The sequence below is a fragment of the Aerophototrophica crusticola genome, assembly GCF_012913305.1.
In the GTDB taxonomy this organism is placed as follows: Bacteria; Pseudomonadota; Alphaproteobacteria; order Azospirillales; family Azospirillaceae; genus Niveispirillum; species Niveispirillum crusticola.
Map to the genome: position 1 here is coordinate 516,260 of NZ_CP051775.1, position 19,226 is coordinate 535,485.

Here is a 19,226-nt window from a genome sequence, read left to right on the forward strand (position 1 = left end):
CGACGAAAAGCGCCCCGGTCGGGCGGCCCGTGGTGACCCGTGTTGCGTCCCTGCCGATCAAGCCACCTCCGCTCCGCCCGCAAGGCGGGACCGGCGGCTTGCCACGCCGGGGCCGGGCGGCATCTCCCCGTGTCGCGGTAACCGCGGGTTCGACGGTCGATCGGCCGGTCCGGCCAGGAAAGGGGGTGCAAAGCCCCCGGCAACGACGAGAGTGGTAAGGGATGTCAGTTCGCAAGATCGGCGCCGCCCTGGCGGCCTTCCTGATCCCCCTGGTGTATGGCGGCCTTCCGGCGCTGGCCCAGGAAGCGGGGCGCGTCGTGGGGGCGCCCACCGAGTGGCAGCTCGGGCTCCAGGAAGCCTCTTCCCCCGTGAAGGAGCAGGTGGACCAGTTCCATGACCTGCTGCTCATCATCATCACCACCATCACCCTGTTCGTGCTGGGGCTGCTGGTCTACGTGATGATCCGGTTCAACCGCCGGGCCAACCCGACGCCGTCGACCACCACGCACCACACCCTGCTGGAGGTGCTGTGGACCGGCGTGCCGGTGCTGATCCTGCTGGTGATCGCCGTGCCGTCGTTCCGCCTGCTCTATTTCATGGAGAAGGCGCCGAACCCCGAGCTGACCATCAAGGTCACCGGCCACCAGTGGTACTGGAGCTATGAGTACCCGGACCATGACGGCATCACCGCCGAGGTCCGCATGATCCCCGACGATGAGATCAAGCCGGGCCAGCACCGCCTGCTGGAGGTGGACAACCGCATCATGGTGCCCGTGGGCGTGGATGTCCGCGTGCTGGTCACCGGGGCGGACGTGATCCACTCCCTGGCCCTGCCGGCCCTGGGCGTGAAGAAGGACGCCGTTCCCGGCCGCCTGAACGAGACCTGGTTCCGCGCCGACCGCGAGGGCGTGTTCTACGGGCAGTGCTCCGAGATCTGCGGCACCGGCCATGGCTACATGCCCATCGCCGTGGAGGCCGTGACCAAGGACAAGTTCGACGCCTGGGTCGCCAGCCAGAAGCAGGCCATGAATTCGAATGGGGCGGAGCCCCGCCAGGTCGCCCAGGCGGCCGAGGCGAAGTAACCGGCTCCGGAAAGAGGGTGAGACAATGGGTGCTGTGACCGGGGCTCACGCCCACGACCACGATCACAAGCCAGGCTTCGTGAAGCGCTGGCTTTTCTCCACCAACCACAAGGACATCGGGACTCTCTACCTTTACTTCTCGGTCATCGCCGGGCTGATCGGTGGGTTGTTCTCGGTGATCATGCGCATGGAGTTGCAGGAGCCTGGCATCCAGGTCCTGTCCTTCTTGGCCGACGACCCGGGCCAGTTCTGGAACGTCCTGATCACGGCCCACGGCCTGATCATGGTGTTCTTCGTCGTCATGCCCGCCCTGATCGGCGGCTTCGGCAACTGGTTCGTGCCGCTGATGATCGGCGCGCCGGACATGGCGTTCCCGCGCCTGAACAACATCAGCTTCTGGCTGATCGTGCCGGCCTTCCTGCTGCTGCTCGGCTCCGCCTTCGTGGGCCCGGGTGCCGGCACTGGCTGGACCATCTACCCGCCCCTGTCGGGTGCGGCGTTCGGCCATGACGGCCCCAGCGTGGACATGGCGATCTTCGCCCTGCACCTGGCGGGCGCCAGCTCCATCCTGGGCGCGGTGAACTTCATCACCACCATCTTCAACATGCGCGCCCCGGGCATGACGCTGCACAAGATGCCGCTGTTCGTCTGGGCGATGCTGGTGACCGCGTTCCTGCTGCTGCTGGCCGTGCCCGTCCTGGGCGGCGCCATCACCATGCTGCTGACCGACCGCAACTTCGGCACCCACTTCTTCGACCCGGCCGGCGGTGGCGACCCGGTGCTGTTCCAGCACCTGTTCTGGTTCTTCGGCCACCCCGAAGTGTACATCATGATCCTGCCGGCCTTCGGCATCATCAGCCACATCGTGGCGACCTTCAGCCGCAAGCCGGTGTTCGGCTACCTCGGCATGGCCTACGCCATGGTCGCCATCGGCGTGGTGGGCTTCATCGTCTGGGCGCACCACATGTTCACGGTCGGCCTGGACGTGGACACCAAGGCCTACTTCACCGCCGCCACCATGATCATCGCGGTGCCGACGGGCGTGAAGATCTTCAGCTGGATCGCCACCATGTGGGGCGGCTCCATCGAGTTCAAGACGCCGATGCTGTTCGCCGTCGGCTTCATCTTCCTGTTCACCGTGGGCGGCGTGACGGGCGTGGTGCTGGCCAATGCCGGCATGGACATCGTCCTGCACGACACCTACTACGTGGTCGCGCACTTCCACTACGTGCTGAGCCTGGGCGCCCTGTTCGCCATCTTCGCCGGCTTCTACTACTGGGTCGGCAAGATGAGCGGGCGGCAGTACCCGGAGTGGGCGGGGCAGCTGCACTTCTACACGACCTTCATCGGCGTGAACCTGCTGTTCTTCCCGCAGCACTTCCTGGGCCTGGCGGGCATGCCGCGCCGCATGCCGGACTACACCGACGCCATGGCCGCCTGGAACATGATCTCCTCCTACGGCGCCTACATCTCCTTCGCCTCCACCATCTTCTTCGTCTTCATGGCGATCTACACGCTGGTGGCGGGCCGTCGGGTTGATGGCGATTACTGGAAGACCGGTGGCACGACGCTGGAGTGGACCCTGTCCAGCCCGCCCCCGTTCCACCAGTTCGAGACCCTGCCGCGCATCAAGTAAGTCGAGTGTGACAGTGGGCCGGCGGTGCGCCGCCGGCCCGGCCTGACGGCAAGAAGACCAGGGTCAGCCGCGCGGGGGATGCACCCCGCGCGGTTTTTCAAGAAGACCCCGGCCGCCGGGCCAGTTCCCGAGGGATAGAGACGCTCAAGATGACCGACACCGCCCTGGACATGAGTGTTGAGACCGGTGCCGCCTCGTACGGCGCCGCCTCCGTTAAGGACTACGTGGCCCTGCTGAAGCCCCGGGTGATGTCGCTCGTCGTGTTCAGCGGGTTGGCCGGCCTGATCGTCGCCCCGGGGCACCTGCACCCGGTGCTGGCGGCGGTGGCCATCCTCTGCATCGCCATCGGCGCCGGTGCCGCCGGTGCCATCAACATGTGGTATGACCGCGACATCGACGCGATCATGGCCCGTACCCAGAAGCGCCCCCTGCCGCAGGGCCGCATGGACCCGGACGAGGCGCTGGCCTTCGGCGTGTTCCTGTCCGTGGCGTCCGTCGTGCTGATGGGCCTGGCCGTGAACTGGGTGGCCGCCGCCCTGCTGGGCCTGGCCAACGCCTTTTACGTCTTCGTCTACACCATGTGGCTGAAGCGGCGGACGCCGCAGAACATCGTCATCGGGGGTGCCGCCGGCGCCTTCCCGCCGATGATCGGCTGGGCCGCGGTGACCGGGGACGTGTCCCTGGCGAGCATCATCCTGTTCGCCCTGATCTTCTTCTGGACCCCGCCGCATTTCTGGGCCCTGGCCATCTTCCGCAAGGTGGACTACTCCGCCGCCGGGGTGCCCATGCTGCCCGTGGTGGCCGGCGAGGCCGAGACCAAGCGCCAGATGCTCTGGTACACCCTGGCCCTGTTCCCCATCGGCGTCGCGCCGTACTTCGTGGGCGTGGGCGGGCCGGTGTACCTGGCCGGCAGCATCATCCTGGGCGGGCTGTTCGTGCTGAGCGCCATCCGCGTGCTGCGCAGCGAGGACCACAAGCCCGCCAAGCAGATGTTCACCTATTCCATCCTGTACCTGTTCCTGATGTTCGCCCTGCTCATCGGTGAGCGGCTGGCGGCCTGACGGAGGGGAAGGGGACCCATGACCAACCAGACGGACAAGACCGTGGCACCGGGGACGGGCATCCAGACAGAGGCGGAGCGGCTGAAGCGGCAGCGGCAGAAGAACATCGCCGTCGCCCTGCTGCTGGTGGCCTTCGTCGCCATCGTCTACGTGGTCGCCATCGTCCGGATGAGCGAGGGGGGCCGGGATGACCGACGGGAACCCGACGCCGAACCTGGGCCGGAAGAACCTGCGCGTCGCCGCGGCGCTGGGCGGCATCGTGGCGGGCATGGTGGGCCTGTCCTACGCCGCCGTGCCGCTCTATGACCTGTTCTGCAAGGTGACCGGCTTCGGCGGCACCACCCAGGTGGCGCAGGCCGTGTCGGAGCGCGTGGTGGACCGCACGGTGACCGTGCGCTTCAACGCCGACGTGAACGGCAACCTGCCCTGGCAGTTCCGCCCGGCCGTGACCCAGATGCAGGTCAAGGTGGGGGAGGCGGCGACCACCACCTTCCACGCCAGGAACACCTCCGACAAGGTGCTGGTGGGCACGGCCACCTACAACGTGACCCCGGACAAGACCGGCATCTATTTCAACAAGGTCCAGTGCTTCTGCTTCACCGAGCAGCGGCTGGAGCCCGGGCAGTCGGTGGAGATGCCGGTCTACTTCTTCGTGGACCCGGCCATGGCGGACGACCCCAAGCTGGCGGACGTCACCACCATCACCCTGTCCTATACCTTCTTCCTGGCGGCGGACCAGTCGGCGGCGGCGAAGCCCGCCCAGCCGGCCCCGGCGCAGGCGGCCCAGGCCCTGGACGGTGCCAAGGCCACAAGCTACCAAGGGACATCCCCCCAGCCGCCCCAGGGCGGCGCGGGGGCCGGACCGGCGGCGCGACCGAACTGACCGGACCCGAACGACAACAACGGCAACCAAGTCGGCACGACTGAGCGAGACCGAGGGAAAAGAGAGATGGCGGACGTACAGGCCCATTCCGGCAGCGTTCCCAGCGATGGGATCAAGCAGCCCTACCACCTGGTTGACCCGAGCCCGTGGCCCCTGCTGAGCGCCTTCGCCGGCGGCCTGCTGGCCACGGGTCTGGTGCTCCAGTTCCACGGCCATGGCTGGTACCTGCTGGCCGCCGGCCTGCTGGCCGTGCTGGGCTGCATGTGGGGCTGGTGGCGCGACGTGCTGAAGGAGAGCGTGGTCCAGAAGGCCCACAGCCCCGTGGTGAAGATCGGCCTGCGCTATGGCATGTCGCTGTTCATCGCGTCGGAGGTGATGTTCTTCGCCGCCTTCTTCTGGGCCTTCTTCGACGCCAGCCTCTTCACCAACGAGGCCATCCAGTACACCCGGGTCGAGGCGACCGGCGGCACCTGGCCGCCCAAGGGCATCACGCCCTTCAACCCCTTCGACCTGCCGTTCCTGATGACGGTGATCCTGCTGCTGTCCGGCACCACCGTGACCTGGGCGCACCATGAGATCATCGAGGGCCGCCAGAAGCAGGCCGTGACGGCCCTGGCCATCACCGTCGCCCTGGGCGTGCTGTTCACCGGCTTCCAGCTGTACGAGTACAGCCACGCCACCTTCGCCTTCAACACCAACGTCTATTCCAGCACCTTCTTCATGGCCACCGGCTTCCACGGCCTGCACGTGTTCATCGGCACCGTGTTCCTGGCCGTCTGCCTGTTCCGCGCCATGAAGGGCCACTTCACCCCGAAGAGCCATTTCGGCTTCGAGGCGGCGGCCTGGTACTGGCACTTCGTCGACGTGGTCTGGCTGTTCCTGTTCGTCGCCATCTACTGGTGGGGCGCCGGCGGGAAGTGGGTCGCCCACTGAGACCAGATCGTCGGCCGGCTTGCGGCGGGGGAATGTTTCCCCCGCCGTTTTGCTTTCTGGGGACCATTATCCGCCGCCTTCCGCACCCCCATCTGGATGAGGGCATCCTGAACCTCAGCGGACGAAGATGACCGCCCCCGATACCACCCTGGCACCCCGCCGTTTCCGCCCCAATCCCGTGGCCGCCCTGTTCGTGCTGGTGGGCGTCGCCATCCTGGCCGTGCTCGGCACCTGGCAGGTGCAGCGGCTGCAGTGGAAGTCGGACCTGATCCGGAAGATCGAGAGCCGGACAGACGCCCCGCCCGTGCCCTTGCCGGCCGTGGTGGAAGACCCGGAATCCTGGGACTACCGCCCCGTCCTGGTCACCGGCCGGTTCCTGCATGACAAGGAGCTGTATCTCGGCCCCCGCACCCTGACCCCGCCCCGCGGGCCGAAGCAGGCGGGCTTCCACGTGCTGACCCCCTTCGCCCGGGACGATGGGTCAGGCATCCTGCTGGTGGACCGGGGCTTCGTCCCCAACGACCGCCGCGATCCCGGCACCCGCGCCGAGGGGCAGGTGCAGGGCACCGTCACCATCCAGGGCATCGCCCGCGTGCCCCAGGGCCGGGCCTGGATGCAGCCGGAGAACCGCCCGGCGGAGAATTTCTGGTTCGCCTATGACCTGCCCGCCATGGCCGCGGCCACGGGCCTGCCCGGCTTCGACCCCCTGGTCATGCAGGCCGGCCCGGCGGAAAACCCGGGCGGCTTGCCGGTGGGTGGGCAGACGCTGGTGCAGATCAAGAACGACCACCTGTCCTACGCGATTACGTGGTACGGCTTGGCCCTGACCCTGGCTATATTCTTCATCGTCGCCAGTTACCGCCGCGCCTGAGGCCTGCCGCATGACCCTGCCGCCCTCCGCCTACCAGAAGCTGGAATCCGTTTTCGCCCGCCGCACCGCCCTGATGGGCGCCCTGGGCATCCTGCACTGGGACAGCCGCACCATGATGCCGGACGCCGCCGCCCCGTCGAGGGCGGAGCAGGTGGCGGCGCTGGAGTTGGTGCTGCACGAGCAGCTGTCCGATCCCCGCGTGGCCGACTGGCTGGCGGAGGCGGAGGCCAGGACGGCGGACCTGAACGACTGGCAGCGGGCGAACCTGCGGGAGATGCGCCGCGTCCGCGACCTGGCCGCCGCCCTGCCCGCCGATCTGGTGGAGGCCCAGGCCCGCGCCCATTCGCGGGCAGAGGCGACCTGGTGCACCGCCAAGCCGAAGGCCGACTTCGCCGCCCTGCGCCCGGCGCTGGAAGAGGTGCTGGCCCTCAAGCGGGAGGAGGCGTCCGTCAAGGCCGGGATCCTGGGCTGCGGCCTGTACGACGCCCTGCATGACGGGTACGAGCCCGGCAACCGGGTTGCGGACTTCGCGCCCGTGTTCGACGCCTATGCCGACTGGCTGCCCGGCTTCCTGGAGAAGGTGGAGGCGCGCCAGGCCGCGGAACCGGCGCCCCTGCCCATGGACGGTGCCTTCCCCATCGCCGGCCAGCGGGACCTGGCCATCGGCCTTGCCGCCCGCATCGGCTACACCGGCCGGGTGGACGAGACCATGCACGCCTTCTGCGGCGGGGCTACCGGCGACGTGCGCATCACCAGCCGCTTCGACGAGGCGAACTGGTTCAAGTCCCTGAAATCCAGCCTGCATGAGACCGGCCACGCCCTGTACGAGCAGGGCCGCCCCCAGGCCTGGATGCAGCAGCCGGTGGGCTTCGCCCGCGGCCTCGCGGTGCATGAGAGCCAGAGCCTGACCTTCGACATGCAGGTGGGCCGCCATCCCCGCTTCCTGGAATGGCTGCTGCCGCAGATGAAGGCCGCCTTCGGCGTGGATGGCCCCGGCTGGACCGTGGAGAACATGCAGCGCCGCTTCCGGCAGGTGCAGCGGACCCTGATCCGGGTGGACGCGGACGAGGTGACCTATCCCGCCCACGTCATCCTGCGCTGGCGGCTGGAACAGGCCATGGTGGAGGGAAGGTTGGAGATCGCCGACCTGCCCGCCGCCTGGAACGAGGGGCTGCGCGGCCTGCTGGGCATCACCCCGCCGGACGACGGGGTCGGCTGCCTGCAAGACCTGCACTGGCCCATGGGGCTGTGGGGCTATTTCCCCACCTACACCCTGGGCGCCATGATGGCCGCCCAGCTCTTCCAGGGGGCACTCAACGACATCCCCGGGCTGGAGGACCAGCTGGGCCGCGGGGAGTTCGGGCCCCTGGTGGGCTGGCTGCGCGACAAGGTCCACCGCTGGGGCCGCTTCCTGACCACGCGGGAGCTGCTGATCCAGGCCACCGGCAAGCCGCTGGACGCGGGCGTGTTCCAGGCGCACCTGGAGCGGCGGTATTTGGGGTGAGTGACCCCCTTCCTCCTTATTTCCTCGCGGTGGAAGCTTGGTCGAACGGCTGCGTTACGTCTCCTATCCCAGGGGGAGAGGGACAGGGTGAGGGGAGGCCAGCCTGGGACAGCAGGTCCTTGCCGCAGGTTCCCCTTTCCGGAAAAGGCCCAACCCCTCTCCCTGTCCCTCCCCCTATGGGGGAGGGGACGCAGGGGCAACGTTCATCCCCACAACCCCACCTGCATGCCCCCATGACATTGGCTGACTTCTTCACCTCCGGCCGCATCGTCGACATCGCCATCGCCCTGGCCCTGCTGGAGGGGTTGGGCGTGGCGCTTTACCGCTGGCGGACGGGCCGGGGGCCGGCGTTGCGGCCCTTCCTGGTGAACCTCGCCGCCGGCCTGTGCCTGATGCTGGCGCTGCGGGCGGCGCTGGTGGGAGCGGGGTGGGGGTGGGTGGCGGCGGCCCTGGTGGGGTCCCTGCTGGCCCATGGGGCGGACCTGGCATGGCGGTGGCGGGTGGGGGACAAGCGGCCTCCGTCAGCCCTTACTGGATGACCATCTCCACCCGCCGGTTCTGGGCCCGTGCCTCGGGGCTGTCGCCGGGCACGGCGGGGCGTTCGCGGCCGTAGCTCATGGTGGTGATGCGGTTGGGGGCGATGCCCAGGGCCTGGAGGCGGGTCTTGACCGCGTCCGCCCGCCGCTGGCCCAGGCCGATGGCGTATTCGGGGCTGCTGGTGTCGTCGGCATGGCCTTCCAGCCGCACGGCCAAGGCCGGGTCACGGACCAGGGTGCGGGCCTGCTCCTCCACAGCCACCAGCGCCTCCGGCCCCAGATCAATCCGGTCATGGCCGAACGGCAGGATCACCCGCAATGGCACGGTCAGGCCATGGGAACTTGGCGACACCCCTGCCGCCGCGGCACCCAGGGGTGCCAGCGTGAGTGCCACACAGGCCAGCAACAGCTTTCGCCGATCCATCTCCGCCCCCCTTCACTTCCATCATTTCCCGCCCCGCCCGGCCCCGCAAGGCCGGGCGGGGCCAGGGGAGGGCGTCAGTTCACCACCGTCACCGCCCGGCGGTTCTGGGCCCAGGCGGCCTCGTTGCTGCCGGCCACGGCAGGGCGTTCCTTGCCATAGGCGATGGTGGTTACCCGGGCCGTGTCGATGCCGGCGGTCTCCAGGTAGCGGCGAACCGACTCGGCCCGGCGCTGGCTGAGGGCCAGGTTGTACTCGCGGGTGCCGCGCTCGTCGGCATGTCCCTCGACGATGACCCGGACGGTCGGGTTCTGGCGCAGCCAAGCGGCCTGTTTCTCCAGGACGGAGGTCGCCTCCGGGTTCAGGTCATAGCGGTCCAGGGGGAAGAACACCCGGTCGCCGGCCCCCGCCGTCAGGAAGGGGTTCTCGGTGGACTGCACGGCCTGCACGGGTTGGGTGAGCTGGGCGGTCTGGCTGCCGCTGCCGCCCCCGCTGGTGTTGGCGCTGTCGCCGCCGGTGGTGGAGCAGGCGGTGAGGCCCAGGGCCAGCAGGCCGAAGGCGAAGAGTCGGGCGGTGTTCCCCATGGTCGGTTCCCCTTGTGTCAATCCCCGCGACCGTTTTTGGTCACAGGGCGACTACGCCGTTCGATTGGGGCAGGTCCGGGGCAGGACCGGGACGGGGAAAAGGCGTGTGTCCGGCAAAATACGGGTGTGTTTTCGGCGCACTACCCCGCCTCACTCGGGCCGGTCCACGGCGGCCAAGTGGCCGATGACGTCGGCATAGAAAAGCTCCTTCGCCTCCAGCCGCACCGGCACCAGCGGGTCGCCGGGGGCGGGGCGGCCCAGCCACAGGTCGAAGCCCCTGGGCTTGCCGTCCGGGGCGATGGTCCAGAAGTTCTGCTCGTTCCGCTTGGCCTGGCGGAAGCCCGCCACCGGGTGGACCAGCACGCGGCAGCCGATGGCCTGCCCCTCATAGGCCGTGTAGTCGGACTTCTCGATGCTGCGCGGCTTCAGGGGCCGGGCCTCCACGTCATAGCGGCGGCGCCCGTCATAGACCGGCACCCGCACCTCGCAGCGGCCGTCCTTTGCCTCCACGGCGCGGGAGATGGCGGCCGCGGCGGACAGCAGGTCCACCGTGCCCGCCCGCTGGTCCGGCGGCACCGCGGCCTCATCCTCCGCCGACTGGGCGGGGACATGGCTGGTGGTGACCGTGCCGTCGGGGGCATAGGCCATGTCCTGGGTGTGGGACTTGCCGCGAAGCGTGCGCTCACTGTGGAAGCGCTGGGGTTGCACCCCGGCGGGCCCGCCGAACCGGCCGCCCGCCTCTGCCACGTAGGACCAGTTGATCAGCCGGGCCAGCAGGTCGCCGGGCCTGGCCCCGACGGCCAGGGTGTAGGCATCCCCCTGCACCTGGGTCTGCAACGTCATCCGCCCCAGCTTCAGCCCGCCCACATAGACGTCATAGCCATAGGTGGCCGCCCCCGGCGCCGCCAGGGCGGGGGAGGGGAGGAGGAGGCAGATCAACAGGAAGGGTCTTAGCATGGTCCCCGGTCCGTAGGTCGGATTAGGTGCGCCAGCACCGTAATCCGACGCCAACAGGGGGATATGCCGGGGATCACAGGGCGACTGTCGGATTACGCGGGCTCTCGCCCGCTAATCCGACCTATAAAGACCGCCTCACGCGTGGCCGACCTCCGCCGACAGCATGGACAGGCTGGCGCCCAGCTTGGCGATGGCCCGTTCCCACTTGGTGTCCAGGTCCGGGTCGAACAGCAGGGCCGAGTCGGCCGGCGCGTGCAGCCAGCCGTTGGTCTGCATCTCCTGGTCCAGTTGCCCCGGCCCCCAGCCGGCATAGCCCAGGGCCAGGAAGCTCTGCTTCGGGCCGCGGCCCTCCGCGATGGCGCGCAGGATGTCCACCGTGGCGGTCAGGGCCACGTCGTCGTCCACCTGCAGCGTGCCGTCCTGCATGTAGTCGGTGGAGTGCAGCACGAAGCCGCGCCCGGGCTCCACCGGGCCGCCATAATGGATACGCAGGTCGCCGGCCAGGTCCTGGGTATCGATCTCCAACTGCTCCAGCAGCTCCTCGAAGTCGATGCCGTTGAACAGCCGGTTCACCACCAGCCCCATGGCCCCCTCGGGCGTGTGCGCGCACATGTAGATCACGCTGCGGGCGAAGCGCGTGTCGGGCATCTGCGGCATGGCGATCAGCACCTGGCCGGTCAGGCTGTGGCGTATCTCTGATACCTTCATGGGCGTCCGCTCATCCGGTCTGGGTCCAGGCTGGCCCGGGAAGGGCCCCGCACCGTCAACAAGCAATCGTAGCACAGGGCGGGGCGTCGGGCCTATTCCCCGTCGCCGCTGGCCGTCGGGCCGCCCGTCTGCCAAGGGGAAACCCGCGCTTTCGTGAAAGGTTGCCCCGCCCGCCCCGGCGCGCAAGGGGGGCGGGCCGGAAGGATAGCCCGCACCCCCGCTGAGGCAGCCCCTTGCCCCCGGCGCGGCCGGACCGTAGAAGCTTGGCGTGAGTGCGATTGCCCCAGGCGGGCTCCCCTGGGGCGTGGACCGCACGTCCCTGTTTCGGGCCCCAGTCCAACTCCCGGGAGGAGATAGAGATGAGCATCAATGTGGGCGACCGCATCCCGTCCGTGACCCTGAAGCACCTGACCGAGTCCGGGATGCAGGAGATCAGCACCGACGACATCTTCAAAGGCAAGAAGGTCGTCCTGTTCTCCGTCCCCGGCGCCTTCACGCCCACCTGCTCCGCCAAGCACCTGCCGGGCTTCGTCGAGCATGCGGAGGAGCTGAAGGCCAAGGGCGTGCAGGAGATCGTCTGCATGGCCGTCAACGACCCGTTCGTGATGCAGGCCTGGGGCAAGCAGAACAACGTGGCCGGCAAGATCACCATGCTGCCCGACGGCAACGGCGCCCTGACCAAGGCCCTGGGCCTGGAGATGGACGGCACCGCCTACAACCTCGGCCACCGCGGCCAGCGCTTCGCCCTGGTGGCGGAGGACGGCGTGGTGAAGGGCCTGTATGTGGAGAAGCCCGGCGCCTTCGAGGTGTCCAGCGCGGAGTATGTGCTGAAGCAGGTGTGACGGGCGGGCCAGTTCGGCACCCGGGTTTCCCCCTCACCCCGACCCTCTCCCCGGGGGGGAGAGGGGGAAGTCGGCCCGCCTGAAGGGTATTGAGACAGAAAGCCGACTTTCGAATTCGAAAGTAGGACTTTGCGCCCATAAACCCCCTCTTCCTACCGAGGAGAGGGTCGGGGTGAGGGGGCCGTAGCAGCGAGACGCCGCCGTTCCGCTCAGAACCCCTCCCGTGCCTCCCGCAGCCCCTCGCGTGCCAGCTCGTCGGCGCGTTCGTTCTCGGGGTGGCCGGCGTGGCCCTTGACCCAATGGAATTCCACCTGGTGCTTGGCGACCAGGTCATCCAGGCGGCGCCAGAGGTCCTCGTTCTTCACCGGGTCCTTGCCGGCGGTCTTCCAGCCGTTCTTCTTCCAGCCGTGGATCCAGGTGGTGATCCCGTTCTTCACATACTGGCTGTCGGTGTGCAGGCGCACGGCCATGGGGCGCTTCAGGGCGGACAGGGCCTCGATGGCGGCCATCAGCTCCATGCGGTTGTTGGTGGTGGCGGGCTCCCCGCCCTTCAGCTCCTTCTCCACCCCGTTCCAGCGGAGGATGGCACCCCAGCCGCCGGGGCCGGGGTTGCCGCTGCACGCCCCGTCGGTATAGGCGTCGACCACCTTGTCCTCGGCCATGCTCAGAGCCCCAGGCTGGCGGGGTCGAGGCCGTATTCGGCCACGGTGCGCACCTGCTGGTGGAAGCGCAGCTTGTGCAGGTATTCCAGCGGGTCCTTGCGCCGGACCATGGCCCCAGCGGGCGTGTTCAACCAGTCATAAAGCCGGGTCAGCAGGAAACGGATGGCGCTGCCCCGGGCCAGCAGGGGCAAGGCGGCCAGTTCCGCCGCCGACAGGGGTCGGGTGCGGGCATAGTTGGCCAGCAGCAGCCGGGCCTTGGTGATGTTGAAGCTGCCGTCCGGCTCGAAGCACCAGGCGTTCAGGCAGATGGCCACGTCATAGGCCAGCAGGTCGTCGCAGGCGAAGTAGAAGTCGATCAGGCCAGACAGCTTGCCGTCGCGGAAGAAGACGTTGTCCGGGAACAGGTCGGCATGGATCACCCCGGCGGGCAGGTCCGCGGGCCAGGATCTCTCCAGATGGTCCAGCTCCGCCGCCAGCGCGTCGCGCAGGCCGGGCTTCACCTCATCCGCCCGGGGGGCGCTGGCCTCGAACAGGGGGCGCCAGCCCTGGACGGACAGGGCGTTGCGCCGCTTCAGGGGGAAGCCGGCGCCGGCCAGGTGGAGGCTCGCCAGCCCCGCGCCCAGTCCGGCGCAATGTTCCGGCAGGATGCGGCGGGGCCACATGCCCTTCAGGAAGGTCACCAGCACGGCGGGCCGGCCGCACAGGGTACGCAGGGCCTCCCCGTCGCGGGCGCGCACCGGCTGGGGGCAGGTGACGCCGTTGGCGGCCAGATGCTCCATCAAGCCTAAGAAGAAGGGCAGGTCGGCCGGGTCCACCCGCTTCTCATAGAGGGTCAGGATGAACGGCCCGGACTCCGTCACCAGCAGGAAGTTGCTGTTCTCCACCCCCTCCGCGATGCCCTTGCAGGACACCACCTCGCCCAGCGGGTACTGGGCGACGAAGGAACGGACATCCTCGTCGGAGACTTCGGTGTAGACGGCCATGGTGGGTGGGTAGCCGAAGCGCGGCCCGCGGTCAATGCGACCACTGTCCTGGATCCGCCAACATGGCAGCAGCCCGTTTCCCCCTGGCTCGACTGCCTCCCCTGCGTAAGCAGGAGTCCACGGCTTTTGACCCGCCAGGCAACGTCACCCTGGTTGAAGAACTGTGGGCCCCTGCTTTCGCAGGGGAAGCAGAAAATCCAGGTCCTAATTCCAATCCTGGTGGCCTTCGGGTGGAGATGGAACTCACATGGCGGCGCCATTCAGAAAGTGGCGGAAACCGCCACACAATGGCGGCGATGTGGCGCCCAGGCCGGCGCGATTCCGGAAATGTGAGGAAATCCGCGGCTTCCAGCACTTGGCACGGCGGTTGCTGATAGGGAGGCATGGCCGGCAAGGCCGACGAGATGCCGCCCCACCGGGGCCGACCGACGGAGACGACGATGACCGACATGACCTTCAACCAGACCCAGGTGGCCCCCCGCACCGGCGAGTGGCCCAACCGCCTGGCCGAGGTGCTGACCGGCGCCGAGCTGCTGCCCATCCTGGCCTCCGCCCTGCTGATCGTGGCCGCGATCATCGAGATCCTCTGACCGCCGCCAAACCTGACCGACACATTCCCAGACAAGGACCAAGACCATGGGCCTGATCGATCGCCTCGGTGACGTGATCAACGCCAACCTCTCCGCCCTGGTGGAGCGGTCCGAGGATCCCGAGCTGGCGCTGAACCAGGCCATCCGCGCCCTGGAGGACGCTTTGTCCGAGGTGCGCTGCGGCACGGTCCGGCTGATCGCCGAGCGCAAAGATGCCGCCGAGGCCTGGCGCGCCGCCGAGTTCGAGATGCTGGAGTGGGAGCGCAAGGCCGAGCTGGCCCTGTCCCACGGCCGGGAGGACCTGGCCAAGGCCGCGCTCTGGAACCGGGAGCAGGTGCGCCGCGCCGCCAACCCGGCCCGGGAGGAACTGGACGTGCTGGAGAAGGCCATCGCTGAGCTGGGCGAGGATGCCCGCAAGCTGGAGGCGAAGCTGGCCGACGCGCAAGGTCGCCGCCGCAGCCTGGCCGCCCGCTACCGCGGCGCGGTGGAGCGGCTGAGGGTCCGCACCAGCCTGAACGACGGCCGCTTGGACGAGGCCCTGGCCCGCTGCGTGGAGCTGGAGCGCGACATCGACCGGGTGGAGGCCGCCGGCGACGTGGCCACCATGGGCCGCCGCCGCACCCTGGCGGAGGAACTGGCCGCCCTGGAGAGCGAGGAACGGGTCAAGGCCGACCTGCAAGCCCTGAAGACACGGGTCGGGGCGCGTTGAACGCGCGCCGGACCTGACTTGAACGAGACACCTGACGAGATGGAGAGAGACGTGACCACCTTCGACCACATCACCCGCAACGCCCGGTCCCGCAAGCTGTGCAAGGACCCCGCGAACGGCATGATCTTCGGCATCTGCGCCGGGGTCGCCGGGTGGCTGGGGGTGAAGACCTGGTTCATCCGCCTGCTGGCCATCCTGGGCCTGGTGTTCCTGACCGGCCCGACCCTGCTGGCCTATGTCGTGGGCGCCCTGGTCCTGAACAAGCGTCCCATCAGCCGCTACGACGCCTTCGTCCACCGCTACGGCCCCCTGGGCGAGGACCGCTACGACCGCAGCCGCTGGTAAGGCCGCACGGGCTTGCGGGGCGACGGGCGGGTCGCCCCGCATCCGGCCCCGCCCACCATCCCCGAGGGGGAGGTGGGCGGGGCTTTTCTATTTGGCCTTACGGTCTTTCTGCGACTTCCCCCCCAACCCGCCCCCTCTCCCCGCCGGGGAGAGGGGGCGGGTTGGGGGGGTGTCTCCGTGGGGCCGACCTCACTCCGCCGCCACCCGCCGCACCGGCGGGTCGTCCTGGTTCACCGGCACGGCCTCGGCCCGGGGCTTCTCGCCCAGGCGCAGCAGGGCCGGCAGCAGCAGCAGGGTGAAGACCGTGCTGACCGCCAGGCCGCCGGTGATCACCGCCGCGATGCCGCGGTAGATCACGCTGCCCTCACCGGGCACGACGATCATCGGGGCCATGCCGGCCACGGTGGTCAGTGTGCCCATGAAGATGGGCTGGATGCGGCTGCGCAGGGCGATGTGCACGGCCTCCGCCCGGCCCTTGCCCTCCAGCTCGCAGCGGCGCGTCTCATCCACCAGCAGGATGGCGTTGTTCACCACGATGCCCAGCAGGATGATGAACCCGATCATGGTCAGCAGGTCCAGCGGCTGGAAGGTGAACAGGTTGGTCACGTCCAGCAGCGCCAGCCCGCCCACCGTGGCGAGCGGGATGGAGATCATCACCATGGCGCTGTCCTTGGCGGAGCGGAACAGCAGGGCCATCAGCAGGAACAGCAGGCCCAGGGCCAGGATGAAGTTCTTGGCCATGGCGCTGACCGTGGCGTCCAGCCGGTCGGCGCTGCCGCCATAGCGGATGGTGCCGTCCGGCGGCAGCATGGCCTTCAGCTGCGGCTCGATCTCCGTGCGCAGCTTCACCAGCACGTCCTCCAGGGCGATGTCCTCCCCGGCTGGATGTTCAGGCTGATGGTGCGCTTGCCGTCGATGCGGGAGATATTGGCCGGCCCCACCGACCGCACCACGTCCACCAGGTCGCCCAGCGGCACCACGGCCCCGGACGGGGTGGCCACCGGCACGGCCTCCAGCTCCTCCGGCCCGGTCCATTCCGGGGCGCGCAGGATGATGTCCAGCCGGTCCTTGCCGTCGAACTGCTCCCCCAGGAACAGGCCGTCGCCAAGCGCCCGGACCACGCTGCCCACCTGGGTGCGGGTCCAGCCCACCTCCTGGATGCGCTGGTCGTCGGGGATCACGGCCAGCTCCGGCTGGGCCATCTCCGGGTTGGGGTCGCTGAACACGGCCACGCCGGGGAAGGCGTCCCGCAGCACCTGCAACCCGCGGGACGCGGCGTCCGCCAGCCCGTCGGCGTCGCTGCTCTGCAAATGCAGGGACACGGTGCCCTCCGCGCCCAGGCCGCCGAACAGGTTGCCGCGGTTGGCGAAGGCCTGGACGTCGGGGAAGCCCACCAGGATCTCCTCCCGCATGATCTTCATCATCTCGTCCAGGCGGGACTCGTCCTCCAGCCGCACGGCGACCGACCCGCCGCCGGGGAATCCGATGACGTAGAAGTTCTTGGCCTTGGGCTGCTTCTCGCCGAGGTAGTAGGGCATCAGCCGCTCCACCACGACCTTCCCCACCTCCTCCCGGTTCAGGTCCACGCTGGTGCCCACGGGGAAGTTCAGGAAGGCGTCCACGCTGTCGCGCTTTACCGGCGGCAGGTAGGACATGGACGGGAACAGCAGCCAGGACCCGCCCAGGCTCACCCCCACCAGGGCGACGATCACCACGATGCGGCGGCGGTTGTTGGCCGTCAGGTGCATGATCCTCAGGCTCAGCCAATCCACCCAGCGGGCCTCCCCCGACATGCTGGGGGTCAGCTTCATCCAGCGGCTGGCGGCCACGGGCAGCACGGTGGCGCAGACGATCAGGCTGATGGTCACGCCCACGGCGATGGTCAGGGCCAGGTCGGCGAAGATCTGGCCTTCCACCTCCTTCATGAAGACGATGGGCACGAAGGTGACCACCGTGGTGGCGGCAGAGGCGAACAGGGCGGAGATCACCCGCCGCGCGCCCTCATGGCTGGCGGTGTCGGGGTCATGCCCGCGCTCCCGCATGCGGACGATGTTCTCCAGCACCACGATGGCGCTGTCGATCACCATGCCCACGGCGAAGGCAAGGCCGGCCAGGCTGATCACGTTGATGGACCGGCCGGTGATGGCCAGCACGGCGAACAGGCTCAGCAGGGAGATGGGGATGGTGATGGCCACCAGCAGGGTCAACTGCGTGCGCCGCAGGAACAGCCACAGCACCGCCACCGCCAGCACGATGCCGGACACCAGGTTGCCGGTCAGCAGGCTGATGGCATTGTTGATGTAGACGCTGGGGTCGAAGCTCTGGTTGTTGGTCAGGCCGCGGGCCTTCATCTCCCCGTCGCGCATCTCCGCGAAGACGCGCTTCACCTCGTTCAGGGTGGCCAGCACGTTGGCGCCCTGTTCCCGGATCACCCGCAGGCCCACGGCCTCGTTGCCGTTCTGGAACGAGTAGTCGAACTGCCGCTCCAGGTCGACCTTCACCTCAGCCACGTCGCCCAGCCGGATGGGCCGGCCCTCGCGCCATTCCAGGATCAGGGCGGACAGCTGCTCCGGCTGGAAGCGGCCCTTGTAGCGCACGGTGTAGGTGCGGCGGCCGTCATCCACGAAGCCGCCGGTCACGTCCTGGGCCCGGCCCACCACCTGGGACACCTGGGGGATGGTGATGCCGAACTGGGCCATGCGGTAGGGGTCGAAGACCACCTGCACCTCATGCTCCGGCCCGCCGCCGCCGCCGGCACCCCAGTCCACCCGGGCCACGCCCTCGATGGCCTCGATGCGGGGGATCACGTCGTTGTTGATGTAGTCGTACTGGTCCCGCAGGCTGCCGGAGGTGCCGGGCAGCTTCTGGATGAAGTAGAAGATCAGCGTGTCGTTGGCGTTGGCCCCGCCGGGCCCGCCGCCGCCGATGGTGATGCGCGGCGGGTCCGCGTCCGCGGGCAGGGTGGGCAGGCGGTTCAACCGGCTGATCACGTCCAGCAGCGTCCGCTGCATGTCCGTGTCGATGCTGAAGGTCAGGGTGACGAAGGCGAAGCCCGGGTTGGCGCCGCCGCGCATCTCCGTCACGCCGGGAAGGCCCTGCAACACGTCCTCGATGGGTTCCAGGATCTCACTCTCGACCTCCTGGGGGGAGGCGGCGCGCCAACTGGCGGTGACGCCGATGGTGGGCTGCTCGATCTCCGGGAACAGCTGCACCGGCAGGGTCAGGGCGCTGTAGATGCCGGCGGCCACCACCACCAGCACGGCCACCAGCAGGGCCGCCGGGTTGCGCAATCCAAGCTTCACGATGTCCATGGGTATCCTCCCCCCGTGGCCGGGCGCGGGGAAGGATGGGCGGGCCCCGCGGCCGACGGCGATGCCGGCCGCGCGGCCCAGGGCGGGGGCCGCGTCGTCCGGTCGCTGCGGGGACCATACAACCGGGGCACGTAACCCGCCCCGGTCACTTGGAAACGGCGGGGTTACGAAGTGTAACGGGCGGGTAAATGCCAGGGTTTCCGCGGGTCAGCGGGGGCGGGCGGGGCCGGTGGTCTGGATGAGGCGGGCCGCGGAAGCCTCATCCAAAAGCGCTTCGATGGCTTGCCTGAGCCCAGGTTTGGCCCTGCCCAGCACACCCCGATCAGGTTCATGAATACGAGGGAAGAACGCCTGGGTCGGCGGAAGGTATGCAAGCCGGCGAAGATCAAGCCTGAAAGGCTGCCTCTGGCCCTCTGCCATGGCTTGCCGCAGATCAAAGTCCCGCACGCCTTTGGGCAAAGCTGACCCTACTGGGCCGATCTGGGTTGTCGTGTACGCAAGGACAACGGTCTCCCCGTTGCTCCTGACGAACGAACCCAAGACTTATGCCACGCGGACCTTTGGCCCTGGCAAATCCTTGCGGTCAAGCTCATCCTCTGGGAAGCGAC

21 protein-coding genes are annotated in these 19,226 nt (G+C 68.8%); 13 read left to right on the top strand and 8 right to left on the bottom strand.

All coding sequences use genetic code 11. The features are described 5' to 3' along the window. The first annotated feature begins 221 nt into the window (after window positions 1-221). The 9 genes from coxB to HHL28_RS02460 all read left to right on the top strand — a co-directional run bounded on the left by coxB (window position 222) and on the right by HHL28_RS02460 (window position 8,509). Complete coding sequence (gene coxB / locus HHL28_RS02420) at window positions 222-1,082, top strand: cytochrome c oxidase subunit II (protein WP_075773050.1); 861 nt, start codon at window positions 222-224, stop codon at window positions 1,080-1,082. 25 nt (window positions 1,083-1,107) lie between these two features. Continuing rightward, window positions 1,108-2,718 (top strand): cytochrome c oxidase subunit I, encoded by a 1,611-nt coding sequence (ctaD, locus tag HHL28_RS02425; RefSeq protein WP_169654611.1) that lies wholly within the window; start codon window positions 1,108-1,110, stop codon window positions 2,716-2,718. Between the two features lie 149 nt (window positions 2,719-2,867). Continuing rightward, on the top strand, window positions 2,868-3,779 hold the full coding sequence (gene cyoE / locus HHL28_RS02430; RefSeq protein WP_075771589.1) for a heme o synthase: 912 nt from the start codon (window positions 2,868-2,870) through the stop codon (window positions 3,777-3,779). Window positions 3,780-3,797: 18 nt separating this feature from the next. Continuing rightward, a complete protein-coding gene (locus HHL28_RS02435; protein WP_169654613.1) occupies window positions 3,798-4,085 on the top strand; it encodes a hypothetical protein in 288 nt (95 codons plus the stop codon). Further along, window positions 3,967-4,662, top strand: a complete 696-nt coding sequence (locus HHL28_RS02440; protein ID WP_083699181.1) for a cytochrome c oxidase assembly protein — start codon at window positions 3,967-3,969, stop codon at window positions 4,660-4,662. Before HHL28_RS02435 ends, HHL28_RS02440 begins: the two co-directional genes overlap by 119 nt. A gap of 66 nt (window positions 4,663-4,728) precedes the next feature. Then, window positions 4,729-5,595, top strand: coding sequence for a cytochrome c oxidase subunit 3 (locus HHL28_RS02445; protein WP_075771590.1), 867 nt, complete (start codon window positions 4,729-4,731; stop codon window positions 5,593-5,595). Window positions 5,596-5,722: 127 nt separating this feature from the next. Next, window positions 5,723-6,466, top strand: a complete 744-nt coding sequence (locus HHL28_RS02450; protein WP_075771591.1) for an SURF1 family protein — start codon at window positions 5,723-5,725, stop codon at window positions 6,464-6,466. Window positions 6,467-6,476: 10 nt separating this feature from the next. After that, a complete protein-coding gene (locus HHL28_RS02455) occupies window positions 6,477-7,970 on the top strand; it encodes a carboxypeptidase M32 (RefSeq protein WP_075771592.1) in 1,494 nt (497 codons plus the stop codon). A gap of 233 nt (window positions 7,971-8,203) precedes the next feature. After that, complete coding sequence (locus tag HHL28_RS02460) at window positions 8,204-8,509, top strand: hypothetical protein (protein ID WP_404326328.1); 306 nt, start codon at window positions 8,204-8,206, stop codon at window positions 8,507-8,509. Here the strand turns inward: HHL28_RS02460 and HHL28_RS02465 are convergent. From HHL28_RS02465 to HHL28_RS02480, 4 genes are all read right to left on the bottom strand, one after another. Further along, a complete protein-coding gene (locus HHL28_RS02465; protein WP_083699182.1) occupies window positions 8,499-8,930 on the bottom strand; it encodes an OmpA family protein in 432 nt (143 codons plus the stop codon). The genes HHL28_RS02460 and HHL28_RS02465 overlap by 11 nt on opposite strands. 74 nt (window positions 8,931-9,004) lie before the next feature. Beyond that, window positions 9,005-9,511: a peptidoglycan-associated lipoprotein Pal gene (gene pal, locus HHL28_RS02470; protein ID WP_075771594.1), complete on the bottom strand. Its 507-nt coding sequence runs from the start codon at window positions 9,509-9,511 to the stop codon at window positions 9,005-9,007. A gap of 150 nt (window positions 9,512-9,661) precedes the next feature. After that, complete coding sequence (locus HHL28_RS02475; protein ID WP_075771595.1) at window positions 9,662-10,468, bottom strand: DUF3108 domain-containing protein; 807 nt, start codon at window positions 10,466-10,468, stop codon at window positions 9,662-9,664. A 135-nt stretch (window positions 10,469-10,603) separates the two neighbouring features. Further along, window positions 10,604-11,176 carry a YqgE/AlgH family protein gene (locus tag HHL28_RS02480; protein ID WP_075771596.1) on the bottom strand — a complete coding sequence of 191 codons (573 nt, stop codon included), beginning with the start codon at window positions 11,174-11,176 and terminating at the stop codon, window positions 10,604-10,606. Between the two features lie 359 nt (window positions 11,177-11,535). Between HHL28_RS02480 and HHL28_RS02485 the strand changes: the two genes are divergently transcribed. Continuing rightward, window positions 11,536-12,018, top strand: a complete 483-nt coding sequence (locus HHL28_RS02485; protein ID WP_075771597.1) for a peroxiredoxin — start codon at window positions 11,536-11,538, stop codon at window positions 12,016-12,018. Between the two features lie 209 nt (window positions 12,019-12,227). Here HHL28_RS02485 and rnhA read toward each other — a convergent pair whose 3' ends face one another. Beyond that, complete coding sequence (rnhA, locus tag HHL28_RS02490; protein WP_075771598.1) at window positions 12,228-12,680, bottom strand: ribonuclease HI; 453 nt, start codon at window positions 12,678-12,680, stop codon at window positions 12,228-12,230. Window positions 12,681-12,682: 2 nt separating this feature from the next. Continuing rightward, window positions 12,683-13,663, bottom strand: a complete 981-nt coding sequence (locus HHL28_RS02495; protein WP_075771599.1) for a homoserine kinase — start codon at window positions 13,661-13,663, stop codon at window positions 12,683-12,685. Window positions 13,664-14,046: 383 nt separating this feature from the next. Between HHL28_RS02495 and HHL28_RS02500 the strand changes: the two genes are divergently transcribed. The 3 genes from HHL28_RS02500 to HHL28_RS02510 are packed head-to-tail and all read left to right on the top strand — an operon-like array spanning window position 14,047 to window position 15,307. Continuing rightward, entirely contained in the window at window positions 14,047-14,253 is a 207-nt protein-coding gene (locus HHL28_RS02500; protein WP_075771600.1) for a hypothetical protein, read from the top strand. A 46-nt stretch (window positions 14,254-14,299) separates the two neighbouring features. Then, window positions 14,300-14,962: a PspA/IM30 family protein gene (locus HHL28_RS02505; RefSeq protein WP_075771601.1), complete on the top strand. Its 663-nt coding sequence runs from the start codon at window positions 14,300-14,302 to the stop codon at window positions 14,960-14,962. A gap of 51 nt (window positions 14,963-15,013) precedes the next feature. After that, complete coding sequence (locus HHL28_RS02510) at window positions 15,014-15,307, top strand: PspC domain-containing protein (protein WP_075771602.1); 294 nt, start codon at window positions 15,014-15,016, stop codon at window positions 15,305-15,307. 189 nt (window positions 15,308-15,496) lie between these two features. Here the strand turns inward: HHL28_RS02510 and HHL28_RS02515 are convergent, their stop codons facing one another. Further along, the gene (locus HHL28_RS02515; RefSeq protein ID WP_169654615.1) at window positions 15,497-16,156 is read right to left on the bottom strand and encodes an efflux RND transporter permease subunit; all 660 of its coding nucleotides are present in this window, start codon (window positions 16,154-16,156) and stop codon (window positions 15,497-15,499) included. Continuing rightward, window positions 16,153-18,618 carry an efflux RND transporter permease subunit gene (locus tag HHL28_RS02520; protein WP_169654617.1) on the bottom strand — a complete coding sequence of 822 codons (2,466 nt, stop codon included), beginning with the start codon at window positions 18,616-18,618 and terminating at the stop codon, window positions 16,153-16,155. Before HHL28_RS02520 ends, HHL28_RS02515 begins: the two co-directional genes overlap by 4 nt. Window positions 18,619-19,226 lie beyond the last annotated feature (608 nt).